Source organism: Pseudochrobactrum asaccharolyticum (genome assembly GCF_003314995.1).
GTDB classification, from domain to species: Bacteria; Pseudomonadota; Alphaproteobacteria; order Rhizobiales; family Rhizobiaceae; genus Pseudochrobactrum; species Pseudochrobactrum asaccharolyticum.
Genome location: NZ_QNRH01000005.1, coordinates 129,926 through 142,206 on the forward strand (window position 1 = coordinate 129,926; position 12,281 = coordinate 142,206).

The following is a 12,281-nucleotide window of genomic DNA, read 5'->3' on the forward strand; positions in this document are numbered from 1 at the left end:
CGGACACAAAACTGTATCCGGCTGCGCTTTCTTACGCATTTGGGCGTTTAATCAGCGGTGCCGCTTTTATAACCAGAGGATGTAGTCCCTCTCCGCCTGCATCAATCAAATCGAATAATTGTGACCGCATACGCGGCTCCCAGAACATATTGATATGTTTGGCAACACCTGCCGCCTGATCAATCTGCGTCTGCGAACTAAAGAATGTGGCAATCTGCGATGCCATCATCGGAAGTCGGCTGCGATAAGTATGTTCACTCATAGCTTAACTCACCGTATCCAAAGCTGTTTCAATATGACGGCTGGCTTCGGAATGTTCGCGATATTCCTGCTGCCATTGTGTCGGGCCGTTGGATGCGCTGATCTGCACCGCAGTCACCTTATATTCCGGACAGTTGGTTGCCCAATCCGAGAAATCTGTGGTCACCACATTGGCCTGTGTGGTCGGGTGGTGGAAGGTCGTGTAGACCACACCCGGTGTCACACGATCTGTAACCAGCGCCCGCAAGGTTGTTTCACCGGCACGGCTGGCGATTTTCACCCAGTCACCATCACGCAAACCACGCACTTCCGCATCATGCGGATGGATTTCCAGACGATCTTCCGCATGCCATGCCACATTCTCGGTACGGCGGGTCTGTGCGCCCACATTATACTGCGACAAAATACGTCCAGTGGTCAGCAGCAGCGGGAAACGCGGGCCTGAGCGCTCGTCGGTCGCCACATATTCGGTGCGCATGAATTTACCTTTGCCGCGCACGAAATGATCAATATGCATCACCGGCGTGCCGAGCGGTGCTTTGGCATTACATGGCCACTGCACGGAACCTTCACGTTCCAGCAATTCATAGGACACATTGGCAAATGTCGGCGTGGTCATGGCAATTTCGTCCATGATCTGCGACGGATGCGTATAGTTCCAGTTCAGCCCCATCGCACGGGCAAGGTTCTGCGTCACCTCCCAGTCGGCATAGCCGTTGGTTGGTGTCATGACCTTGCGCACGCGGTTGATACGACGTTCCGCATTGGTGAATGTACCGTCCTTTTCAAGGAAGGTCGAACCCGGCAGGAAAACATGGGCGAAATTGGCAGTCTCATTGAGGAACAGGTCCTGCACCACCACACATTCCATAGCCTCCAGACCGGCAGCCACATGGCGGGTATCCGGATCGGACTGCAGAATATCCTCACCCTGAATATAGATACCCTTGAAGGTGCCTTCCACCGCCGCATCCAGCATATTCGGAATACGCAGACCCGGCTCATCCTGCAGGATCACACCCCAGATATTTTCATAAATCTCGCGGGTTGCAGGATCGGAAATATGACGATAGCCCGGCAGTTCATGCGGGAATGAGCCCATATCACAGGAGCCCTGCACGTTGTTCTGACCGCGCAGCGGGTTCACACCCACGCCCTTGCGGCCGATATTACCGGTGACCATAGCAAGATTAGCAATCGCCATCACGGTGGTGGAACCCTGACTATGCTCGGTTACACCAAGGCCATAATAGATTGCACCATTGCCGCCTGTTGCAAACAGACGGGCTGCGCCGCGCACTTCTTGCGCCGGAACACCGGTCAGCAGTTCCACAGCCTCTGGGCTATATTGCGGCTGGGAGACGAATTCCACCCAATCACGAAACTCTTCATTCTCGCAACGCTCGCGGATGAAAGCATCATCCTGCAGGCCTTCCGTCACAATCACATGCGCCAGCGCGGTCATGATTGCCACGTTTGTGCCCGGACGCAGTGCCAGATGATGTGCTGCCTCAATATGCGGTGAGCGCACCAGATCAATACGGCGCGGATCAATCACAATCAGCTTGGCACCTTGGCGCAAACGCTTACGCAGGCGCGAACCAAATACCGGATGGCCGTCGGTCGGATTGGCACCGATTACCATCACCACATCGGTATGTTCAACACTGTCAAAATCCTGCGTCCCCGCAGAGGTACCGAAAGTCTGGTTCAGACCATAGCCGGTCGGCGAGTGACAAACACGCGCACAGGTATCGACATTGTTATTGCCGAAACCGGCACGGATCAGTTTCTGCACAAGGAAGGTTTCTTCATTGGTGCAGCGTGACGAGGTAATACCACCGATGGAATTGCGCCCGTACTGGGTCTGCAAGCGTTTAAATTCGCTCGCCACACGACCATAGGCTTCTTCCCATGACACTTCGCGCCACGGATCGGTGATCTTTTCGCGGATCATCGGCTTGAGAATACGGTCTTTGTGATGGGCGTAACCATAAGCAAAGCGGCCTTTAACGCAGGAATGACCACGATTGGCCTTACCGTCTTTATACGGCACCATACGCACCAGTTCTTCGCCACGCATTTCCGCTTTGAAAGAACAACCGACACCGCAATAAGCACAGGTCGTGACTTTGGAATGTTCCGGCTGACCGATTTCGATCACCGATTTTTCTGTCAGCGTTGCTGTCGGGCAAGCCTGCACACAGGCACCACAGGACACACATTCCGAACCTAAGAAGCTCTCATGCATACCCGGTGAGACGCGGGAATTAAAACCACGCCCTTCAATAGTCAGCGCAAAAGTACCCTGCACTTCCTCACAGGCACGCACGCAGCGTGAGCAGACAATACATTTGGAAGGATCATAGGTGAAATACGGATTGCTCTCGTCTTTCGGCATCCATTTTGCATTCAGCGCACCGTCGTTGCGGCCTTGTTTGAACACGTGGTTCGCACCGTCCTGACCGTAGCGCACATCACGCAGACCTACAGCTCCGGCCATGTCCTGCAATTCGCAGTCGCCATTGGCGGCACAAGTCAGACAATCCAGCGGGTGATCGGAGATATAAAGCTCCATCACGCCTTTGCGCAAAGACTTCAGGCGACCGGTTTGGGTATGAACCACCTGACCTTCCATCACCGGTGTGGTGCAGGAAGACGGCGTACCGTTACGCCCTTCAATTTCTACGAGACACAGACGGCAGGAACCGAATGCATCCACCATATCGGTGGCGCAAAGCTTCGGAATGGCAATACCGGCTTCCATAGAAGCCCGCATGATCGAGGTGCCTTCCGGCACGGTCACCTGATTGCCGTCGATGGTCAGGGTCACCATTTTGTCCGAGCGTGAAGCAGGTGTGCCGTAATCGATTTCTTTAATTAAGCTCATCTTCTGTCACTCCTATTCCGCTGCCTGCACGAAAGTCTGGCTTTCAGGGCGCGGACGAAAATCCTCTTCAAAATGCGTCAGGGCACTCATCACCGGATAAGGGGCAAAGCCGCCAAGCGCACAAAGGGAACCGAACTTCATGGTCTGGCAAAGATCTGTCAGAACCTCGATCTGCGTATCGGTTTCTACACCGGCTGCAATTCTGTCGATCACTTCGACACCGCGTGTCGAGCCGATACGGCATGGAGTGCATTTCCCGCAGGATTCAATGGCACAGAATTCCATCGCGAACCGCGCCTGTTTCAGCATGTCTGCCCGATCATCAAAAACCACCAGACCAGCATGACCGATCAGACCGTCTTTGGCCGCAAAGGCTTCATAATCAAACGGCGTATCGAACAATGCGCGCGGGAAATAAGCACCCAATGGCCCGCCAACCTGAACCGCCTTAACCGGACGACCACTTGCGGTACCGCCGCCGATATCATCGACAATCTCGCCCAGCGTCAGACCGAAAGCGGTTTCAAACAACCCGCCATATTTAACATTACCGGCAATCTGCAACGGAATTGTACCACGGGAACGTCCCATACCAAAATCACGGTAATAGGCAGCGCCCTTGTCCATAATCACCGGAACAGAGGCCAGTGAAATCACGTTATTGATCACGGTCGGTTTGCCGAACAAGCCTTTATGGGCAGGCAATGGCGGCTTGGCACGCACCAGTCCGCGCTTACCTTCAAGGCTTTCCAGCAACGCGGTTTCTTCACCGCAGACATAGGCACCGGCACCGGTGCGCACTTCCATATCAAAGGCGAAACGCGAGCCAAGCACCGAGGCACCGAGAACGCCAGCTTTGCGGGCAATCTCGACAGCCTGTTCCATCATCGCAATCGCATGCGGATATTCCGAGCGCGTATAGAGATAGCCTTTGGTGGCACCCACTGCGATACCGGCAATCGCCATCCCTTCGATGAGAACGAAAGGGTCACCTTCCATAATCATACGGTCGGCAAAAGTACCGCTGTCCCCCTCATCCGCATTACAGACAATATATTTACGCGGGCTCTGGGTATCGTGAACCGTTTTCCATTTGATACCGGTCGGGAAACCGGCACCACCACGACCACGCAAGCCGGAATCCGTGACCTGAGCCACGATATCCGCAGGCTGCATCGCAACTGCATTTTGCAGGCCTTTCAGCCCATCATGAGCGCGGTAATCATCCAGCGACAAAGGATCGGTCACGCCGCAACGGGCAAAAGTCAGACGGGTTTGCTTTTTGAAAAACGGGATTTCTTCTGTCAGCCCCAGCGATAGCGGGTGTTCTTTGCCCTTAAGCAGGCCGCTGTCAAACAGCGAGGCCACATCAGCCACATCCACAGGACCATAGGCCATACGGCCTTTGTCGGTTGCCACTTCAACCAGCGGTTCCAGCCAGACCATACCGCGGGAGCCATTGCGCACCAGCTTGATATCCAGACCGCGCTTGACGGCTTCACCGGCAATCGCATTGGCAACCTGATCGGCACCAAGCGCCAGAGCGGCAGCATCACAAGGCACATAAATTGTTACACTCATGCCCGTGCCTCCGCGATCATTTGTTCTGCCTTGCCTTCATTCAGACGACCGATCAGCCGGTCACCCACTTGCGCCGCAGGCGCACAGGCACACAGACCAAGACAATAAACCGCCTCAAGTGTGATTTTACCGTCGCCGGTTGTTTCACCCCAGCCGATACCGAGCAGCTTTTGCACCGCCTCTGCCACGCGGTCGCCGTCCATAGACTGGCAAGCCTCAGCGCGACACAACCGGATCACATGGCGACCGGCAGGCGATGCGCGAAAATCGTGATAAAAAGTCATAACGCCATGCACTTCCGCGCGCGAAAGGTTCAGCGTCTCGGCAATCAGTGTCAGCGTTTCCGCCGGTACATAACCAAACTCTTCCTGTATGGCATGCAAAACAGGAAGCAACGGGCCTTCGACAGCCTTATACTCATTGATAATCTCTATCGTCCGCGCAGCAATGTCATTATTGACTGAACGCTTCTGAGGACTGCCTGTATTTCTCGTATAAACTGAATTCGAGCCTGACATACCGTCAAAGTCTCCCGCAATAGTCATGTTTTCTGTTCCCCACCTTAGAACAGATCAAAGCTATAGCTCGAATTCAATAGGGCAATCCCGTCGATCAATAGAAAAAATCTATCAAGATAGCGGCATCATAATACGGGACAGAGCACGTGCTTCATGCAAAAGCGCAGCGATCAGCGGCGTATGCGGTTCACGCTGCGCAGCAATCAGTCCGACACTATGGCTGGCCTGCGGTTCAACAATCGGAATTGAACGGATCGGCTCGCTAAAGCCCAGAATTTGGGAAAGATTCAATGGCATAATGCTTGCCCACTTACCCGTTCGGATATGGGAGAACAGCACAATCATCGAATTAGACTCCAATGTCGGCTGCACAGTTATACCCGCTTGCGCCAGATGCTGATTAATAATGCGACGGTTCTGCATATCGCTTGTCAGCAGGCATAGCGGCAGGCCACCCACTTCTGCCCATGTGACACTTTCACGCTCCGAAAACCGGCTCCCGACCGATGTAATCAACTGATAGCTCTCACGATAGATCGGCACCGCGGTAACTTTGCCAAGCGGCTCATTGTCCAGATAGCTGATTCCGGCATCAATATCGAAATTCTCGAGTGCCGCCAGCACTTCAACAGAAGTGCGGGAAATGACAGTAAAAGTCACATCCGGATGTTTTTCACGAAAAGGCGTTGTCAATTGTGAGACCATCGCCAGTGCAGTAGGAATTGCCGCAATACGGATATGCCCGCCAAGACCGAAACGTGCCGCCCGCATCTCTTCTTTCATCGTGCGTGCATCGCCGACAATGCGCCGCGCCCATTCCAAAACACGCTGGCCTTCCGGTGTCAGCCCCTGAAAGCGCGAACCGCGCTGTACCAGCATAACTCCCAGCATATCTTCAAGCTGACGAATACCGGCAGATAATGTCGGCTGGGTAATACCGCAATCTTCTGCTGCTTTGCCAAAGTGCTTTTCCCGTGCAAGCGCAATGAAATATTCCAGCTTGTCGATCATAGTGTTCCCCGTTATTTTCTGCTCTGTTATATGCAAGATTATAAGGACGACACAATCTGCCGTCTGAGATTATGCCTGACAAGACAGGCGGAGACAGCTTTTGGCCGATACCCAGCCCCGCAAAAAACCGCACCCGCACAAAAAGCTCATGATCCTGAGCGGCACCGCGATTGCCTTGGCTGTCACATGGGCCAGTCTCGAAATTCTCGACAAGGCTTTTCCGCCGCCACTGGAGGTTGTCCGCCAGACATCCAAAGAAGTGATGGATCGCGATGGTAATCTGTTGCGCGCCTTTGCTATTCCGTCCGGTCATTGGCGGCTTGCCACCACCCATAAAGATGTCGATCCGCAATTCATCGAAATGCTGATTGCCTATGAGGATCAGCGGTTCCGCGACCATGCCGGCATTGATCCGCGCGCTATGGGGCGTGCGGCGGTACAACTTGCCAGTCACGGGCGCATTATCTCCGGCGGCTCCACTCTGTCGATGCAGGTCGCCCGCCTGATTGAACCGCGCACAGAGCGCTCTTTTTTCGCCAAGTTCCGCCAGATGCTGCGCGCTGTGCAAATTGAACGGCGTTTGTCAAAAGAAGAAATTCTCGATGCCTATTTGACGCTTGCGCCTTTTGGTGGCAATCTTGAAGGGATCCGTGCTGCGAGCCTCGCCTATTTCGGCAAAGAACCGCGCAGGCTCACGACCTCGGAAGCAGCCCTGCTGATTGCCCTGCCGCAATTGCCGGAGCGCCGTCGCCCCGACCGCTACCCTGATAATGCGCGTGCCGCCCGTGATCGGGTGCTCAACCGCTTAGCCGTTGTCTCGCTGATCGGTAATGATGAGGCAGACCGCGCCGCACATCTGGCCATACCAAAACGCCGCTTGGCCATGCCCGCCCTTGCGCCGCATGTCAGCGAAACCGCTTTACGCAAAGATAGCCAAGCCAATGTGCATCATGTGACGCTCAAGCGCTCTGTGCAGCAGGCGCTGGAAACTGTGGCAATGGATTCCGCCAAGCGCCTTGGGCCTAAAATCTCCGTCGCCATGGTGATGGCCGATGCGATCACCGGTGATATTATTGGCGAAGTCGGCTCTTCGGATTATTTTGACTCCAGCCGCTCCGGCTGGATTGATATGACCAATGTTCAGCGCTCACCGGGCTCGGCACTCAAACCTTTTATCTTCGGTTTGGCTTTCGAAGACGGTCTGGTAATGCAGGAAACCATTATTGAAGACCGGCCAACCAATTTCTCCGGCTATCGCCCGCGCAATTTTGATATGAGCTATCAGGGCGATGTGACAGTGCGTGAGGCACTGCAACTCTCGCTTAATGTGCCATCTGTCCGTCTGCTCGACAGTGTCGGTGCAACACGTCTGATGGTGCGGATGCGCCGTGCAGAGGTCAAAACCACATTGCCACCGGGTGAAACGCCGGGGCTGGCCATTGGCCTTGGCGGGCTTGGCATCAGTCTTAAAGATCTGGTGCAGCTTTACACCGGCCTGTCCAATCGCGGCAAAGCCTCTATCATTTCCAATGGCGTCGACGACCGTACCAAAGACGGCACCAATACCATTACCGCAGAGCCGCTGCTGCAACCCGCTGCCGCATGGCAGGTTGCCGATGTGCTGGCAGGCGTCAAACCACCGCTTGGCTCGATGCAGCGCGGCCTCGCCTACAAAACCGGTACCAGCTATGGCTATCGCGATGCATGGTCGGTTGGTTTTGATGGACGTTATGTGCTGGGTGTCTGGGTCGGGCGTGCCGACAATGGCGCGGTTCCGGGTTTGAGCGGCTATGGCTCGGCGGCGCCGATCCTGTTTGAAGCTTTTTCCAAATCCGGTGTCGGTTTTACACCGCTCAGCCCCGCCCCCGTCGGCACCATGCGGCTGCGGCAGTCCGAGTTGCCCGTATCCCTGCGCCGCTTCACACCATATCTCGCACCGCTTGTCAGTGCATCGGTACGGGAATCCCCGCCGCAAATCCTGTTTCCACCGGAAGGTGCACGGGTTGAACTCTCCAACCAGCCTGACGGCAGCACCGCACCGCTGGCTTTGAAGATGCAGGGCGGCCGCGCACCGTTTATCTGGCTTGCCAATGGCAAACCGCTGGATAAAGCCTCACGCAAGCGTTCCGGCCTCTGGCAACCGGATGGTGCCGGCTATTCCACATTGACTGTGATTGATGCCGTTGGTCGTGCCGCCAGTGTGCGCGTATTCATCGATTAAAACCAAACTCGCATCCGCCTCTCATAACGCCCGCCATACACCACGCATAGCGGGCGTTTTTGTGCTGTTTTGAGCCATAAAAACCGATTCCGCACCTCTGCCACTTATTACGAAACGCACAATGCTAAATATAAACATATATTTATCTGCGATAGTTTTATTCGTAAATATCAAAAATTAAGCAAAAATATTCTAAAATTATCTTTTTCGTAGTCGAAACTTCCTTGTTATCAGACACCATTCTGTGAAGAATATGACCACACAATCCGCCTGCCTCCGTTTGAGAGCAAACAGGTGAGAGATTGGTGAGGCAAAACAGTGAAGCGAAGGATCGCTTCCTGACGAATTTATAAGGAAAACAGCAATGTCGTTGTTAGATATCGCCCGCGTCAAAACTTTAATTTCGCGCCGCACCGGCATGAAAATGATGCTGCTTTCCGCTGTTGCTATGAGCGTTGCATTTGCTGCACCTTTGTCAGTTCAGGCTGCTGATCAGTCGATCAAAGTCGGCATTATGGGCGGCGAAGATGAAGACATCTGGAAAGTTGCAATCGAACAGGCCGCAAAAGAAGGTCTCAAAATCGAAACTGTAATTTTCAATGACTACACCCAGCCGAATGAAGCGCTGGAGCGTAAAGAAATTGATGCCAACGCGTTTCAGCATGAGCCTTACCTGAATGAGCAGATCAAACAGCAAGGCTATAAGCTTTCTGTTGCCGGTTATACTGCCCTTTTCCCGATCGGCATCTATTCCCGTAAAGTTGAGAAGCTGGAAGATCTGAAAGACGGCGCTATTGTCGGCGTACCGAATGACCCTACCAATGAAGGCCGCGCCTTGCGTGTTCTCGAGAGCAAAGGTCTGATCAAGCTCAATCCGGATGCAGGTATTCTTGCAACCCCGATTGATATTGTTGAAAACCCGAAAAAGCTTGAAATCAAAGAACTGGATGCCGGTGTTGTCGGTCTTTCCATCGATGATCTCGATGCAGCTGTCGTCAACAACAACTGGGCAGCGAAATCCGGTCTGGATCCTGTGAAGGATGCCATCGGCTGGGAAGCTAAGGAAAACAATCCTTACCGTAACTTCATTGCGATCCGCACTGAAGACAAGGATGCAGCTTGGGTCAAGCCACTGATCGCAGCTTTCCAGAATGAGCCGGTGAAGGCAGAACTCGACCGCGCTTATAAAGGCACAGGTATTCCTGCCTGGGAATAAGAGCTGTTTTATCACGCTTAAACCGCGCATAGTAACGGTCCGGATTTATCCGGACCGTTTTGCACTCTGAGTATTGTCCTTTTTTGCACTTTGCTCCGATCATATTGCCTCAATTTAAAGAAAGAGCTCGAGGATAAAGTGAATACTTCAGCTCCAATAAAGAATACGCAGCAAAAGCTGTCTTCCGCATCCGGTCAGCCTCCCGTGACCGGTGATGAAGTTGTTAAACTCTCCAATATTAAACGCATGTTCGGCACGACACCTGCCGTCAATGATATTTCTCTCTCGGTCAAACGCGGCGAAATTCTCGGTATTATCGGCCGCAGCGGCGCCGGAAAATCCACTTTGATCCGCTGCCTTAACGGGCTGGAACAGCCGGACAGCGGCTCGGTCATCATTGAAGGTCAGGAAATCACCGGCCTTACCGAAAGTCAGCTGCAGCCGGTACGCCGTCGTATCGGCATGATTTTTCAGCATTTCAATCTCATGTCTGCCAAGACTGTCGCCCAGAATATTGCACTGCCGCTTAAAATTGCAGGCATTGCAAAATCCGAGCGCCAGAAAATCGTTGAGGAACTGCTGGAACTGGTCGGTCTGTCGGAACGTGCACAGCATTATCCGGCACAGCTTTCCGGTGGCCAGAAACAGCGCGTCGGCATTGCCCGCGCTCTGGCAGCCAAACCGAGCCTGCTCTTGTCTGATGAAGCAACATCCGCGCTTGATCCGGAAACCACCCAGTCCATTCTGGCGCTGCTGAAAGACATCAATCAGAAGCTCGGCCTGACCATTCTTCTAATTACCCATGAAATGGATGTGATCCGTAAAATTGCCGACCGTGTGATTGTTCTCGACCACGGACAGATTGCCGAGCAAGGCCCTGTCTGGGAAGTTTTTGCCCGCCCGCAGGCAGAGACAACCAGAAACCTGCTGAAAATGCTGACCCCTGCTTTGCCAGAGAGTATTGCCACGCATCTGACACAGGATCAGCGCTCTGCAGATGAAGCGATCATCCGCATCCGCATTTCCGGTGAAGCAGCCCGCAGACCGATCATCAATGATATCGCCTCTGCCTCCGGCCTCAATGCCCGCCTTGTTCATGGCGGTATTGATACAATTCAGGGAGAGCCGGTTGGCACATTATTCCTCGGTCTCCCCGCGCATGACCAGTCAGCTCTGCAAAAGGCTGTCGGTTTTCTGAAGACAATTTGTGATGAAACGGAGGTTGCCGGATATGTTTCAGTTCCTGACACCCGCAATGCTTGATCTGCTCTGGCGCTCCCTTGGCGAAACCCTGATCATGACCGGTTTCTCCAGCCTGTTCACATTGATTTTCGGTCTGCCGCTCGGCCTGTTGCTGATCCTGACAGATCGTAACGGCTTGCTGCAAAACTTAGCCGTCAATCGCGTTGTCGGCGCAGTGGTCAATGCCTTCCGGTCTGTGCCGTTTATCATCCTGCTGGTCGCGCTGATCCCCTTCACGCGCCTGATTATGGGCACTGCACTCGGCACCTGGGCATCCATTGTGCCGCTGTCGATTGCAGCCATTCCCTATTATGCCCGTATGGCGGAAGTATCACTGCGCGAAGTTGATCACGGTCTGATTGAAGCCGCCCGCTCCATGGGTGCGAGCCGCTGGACGATTATCAAGGAAGTGCTGATACCGGAATCCATGCCGGGTCTGATTGCAGGCTTCACCGTGACAATCGTCACCCTGATCGGTGCCTCTGCTATGGCCGGTGCAATCGGTGCAGGTGGTCTGGGCGACCTTGCTATCCGCTATGGCTATCAGCGCTTTAACTACCCGATTATGGCGGCTGTTGTGGCTGTATTGATTGTGATTGTCTGCCTGATCCAGTGGATCGGTGACCGTCTGGTACAAAAAGTCGATAAGCGTATCGTTAAGCGCTAAAGCATGTCTCCCAAAAGTGGACACCGGTTTTGGGATAAAAAACATGCGCAAAAACAAAGGCCGGTGAAAACCGGCCTTTTTGGTATCTCATAAAATTAGAGCGCCGTGTGCCAGACTTGGCACACAAAGGTCGCTCTAACACTTTAAAATTAGAGCATAATTTCATCTTAAACTAATTCAAGTTTAGAGAATTATGCTCTAAGTGCGCTTTTCGTGAACGCCGACTTCAACCGTATTGCCGTCGGGATCAAAGACCAGAGCCGCGAAATATCCCATTTCTTTAGGCCCCTGATAGGATGGTGCACCGCTGTCACGTCCGCCGGATTTCAATGCGGCCTGATAAAAGGCTTCAACCTGCTCCCGGCTCTTAGCGCTGAATTTGAGGTGCAAATGCTGCCCCGGTTTAAGCTCTGCCTCTTCAGCAGCGCCACCCTTTGCAGCAATCACCCGCAAAAACGGCAAGGGACTGCGGGCATTACCGCTGACAAAAAACAGGTTCTCCGCCGTCTGCAACACCCTAAGCTCCAGTGCAGACATGCTGCCGGAGTAAAATTGATAGGATGCCGGAATATTCCGGCTCTCAAAGCCGATATGGTCAAATAAAGACATAGCCAATAATATAGAGAGCTTCTGCCATAAGAAAAGAGCCGCCGGATACTGAATCCTGCGGCTCT

10 protein-coding genes are annotated in these 12,281 nt (G+C 53.5%); 4 read left to right on the forward strand and 6 right to left on the reverse strand.

Translation table 11 applies throughout. The features are described from left to right. Positions 1-31: 31 nt before the first annotated feature. From DFR47_RS14365 to DFR47_RS14385, 5 genes are all read right to left on the reverse strand, one after another. Complete coding sequence (locus DFR47_RS14365) at positions 32-262, reverse strand: formate dehydrogenase subunit delta (protein ID WP_113945107.1); 231 nt, start codon at positions 260-262, stop codon at positions 32-34. Between the two features lie 3 nt (positions 263-265). Beyond that, entirely contained in the window at positions 266-3,151 is a 2,886-nt protein-coding gene (gene fdhF / locus DFR47_RS14370; protein WP_113945108.1) for a formate dehydrogenase subunit alpha, read from the reverse strand. A gap of 12 nt (positions 3,152-3,163) precedes the next feature. Then, positions 3,164-4,732: a formate dehydrogenase beta subunit gene (locus DFR47_RS14375; RefSeq protein WP_113945109.1), complete on the reverse strand. Its 1,569-nt coding sequence runs from the start codon at positions 4,730-4,732 to the stop codon at positions 3,164-3,166. Next, positions 4,729-5,250: a formate dehydrogenase subunit gamma gene (locus DFR47_RS14380; RefSeq protein ID WP_113945215.1), complete on the reverse strand. Its 522-nt coding sequence runs from the start codon at positions 5,248-5,250 to the stop codon at positions 4,729-4,731. Before DFR47_RS14380 ends, DFR47_RS14375 begins: the two co-directional genes overlap by 4 nt. A 111-nt stretch (positions 5,251-5,361) precedes the next feature. Then, positions 5,362-6,261 (reverse strand): LysR family transcriptional regulator, encoded by a 900-nt coding sequence (locus DFR47_RS14385; protein WP_113945110.1) that lies wholly within the window; start codon positions 6,259-6,261, stop codon positions 5,362-5,364. Positions 6,262-6,409: 148 nt separating this feature from the next. Between DFR47_RS14385 and pbpC the strand changes: the two genes are divergently transcribed. The 4 genes from pbpC (at position 6,410) to DFR47_RS14405 (ending at position 11,607) form a co-directional block, all read left to right on the forward strand. Beyond that, entirely contained in the window at positions 6,410-8,482 is a 2,073-nt protein-coding gene (pbpC, locus tag DFR47_RS14390; RefSeq protein ID WP_113945216.1) for a penicillin-binding protein 1C, read from the forward strand. A 364-nt stretch (positions 8,483-8,846) separates the two neighbouring features. Then, positions 8,847-9,698, forward strand: coding sequence for a MetQ/NlpA family ABC transporter substrate-binding protein (locus DFR47_RS14395; RefSeq protein ID WP_113945111.1), 852 nt, complete (start codon positions 8,847-8,849; stop codon positions 9,696-9,698). Between the two features lie 246 nt (positions 9,699-9,944). Then, on the forward strand, positions 9,945-10,961 hold the full coding sequence (locus DFR47_RS14400) for an ATP-binding cassette domain-containing protein (protein WP_113945217.1): 1,017 nt from the start codon (positions 9,945-9,947) through the stop codon (positions 10,959-10,961). Next, a complete protein-coding gene (locus DFR47_RS14405) occupies positions 10,942-11,607 on the forward strand; it encodes a methionine ABC transporter permease (protein WP_113945218.1) in 666 nt (221 codons plus the stop codon). The genes DFR47_RS14400 and DFR47_RS14405 overlap by 20 nt, the downstream gene beginning before the upstream one ends. Positions 11,608-11,805: 198 nt before the next feature. On the opposite strand, the gene DFR47_RS14410 is transcribed toward DFR47_RS14405, so the two are convergent. After that, entirely contained in the window at positions 11,806-12,216 is a 411-nt protein-coding gene (locus tag DFR47_RS14410) for a VOC family protein (RefSeq protein WP_113945112.1), read from the reverse strand. Positions 12,217-12,281: the final 65 nt, after the last annotated feature.

What these genes read in the sequence shown, in the direction of transcription:
- fdhF (WP_113945108.1), bottom strand. Translation starts at nt 3,151, where the DNA reads ATGAGCTTAATTAAAGAAATCGATTACGGCACACCTGCTTCACGCTCG.
- DFR47_RS14375 (WP_113945109.1), bottom strand. Translation starts at nt 4,732, where the DNA reads ATGAGTGTAACAATTTATGTGCCTTGTGATGCTGCCGCTCTGGCGCTT.
- DFR47_RS14385 (WP_113945110.1), bottom strand. Translation starts at nt 6,261, where the DNA reads ATGATCGACAAGCTGGAATATTTCATTGCGCTTGCACGGGAAAAGCAC.
- DFR47_RS14410 (WP_113945112.1), bottom strand. Translation starts at nt 12,216, where the DNA reads ATGTCTTTATTTGACCATATCGGCTTTGAGAGCCGGAATATTCCGGCA.
- DFR47_RS14380 (WP_113945215.1), bottom strand. Translation starts at nt 5,250, where the DNA reads ATGTCAGGCTCGAATTCAGTTTATACGAGAAATACAGGCAGTCCTCAG.
- DFR47_RS14395 (WP_113945111.1), top strand. Translation starts at nt 8,847, where the DNA reads ATGTCGTTGTTAGATATCGCCCGCGTCAAAACTTTAATTTCGCGCCGC.
- pbpC (WP_113945216.1), top strand. Translation starts at nt 6,410, where the DNA reads ATGATCCTGAGCGGCACCGCGATTGCCTTGGCTGTCACATGGGCCAGT.
- DFR47_RS14365 (WP_113945107.1), bottom strand. Translation starts at nt 262, where the DNA reads ATGAGTGAACATACTTATCGCAGCCGACTTCCGATGATGGCATCGCAG.
- DFR47_RS14400 (WP_113945217.1), top strand. Translation starts at nt 9,945, where the DNA reads ATGTTCGGCACGACACCTGCCGTCAATGATATTTCTCTCTCGGTCAAA.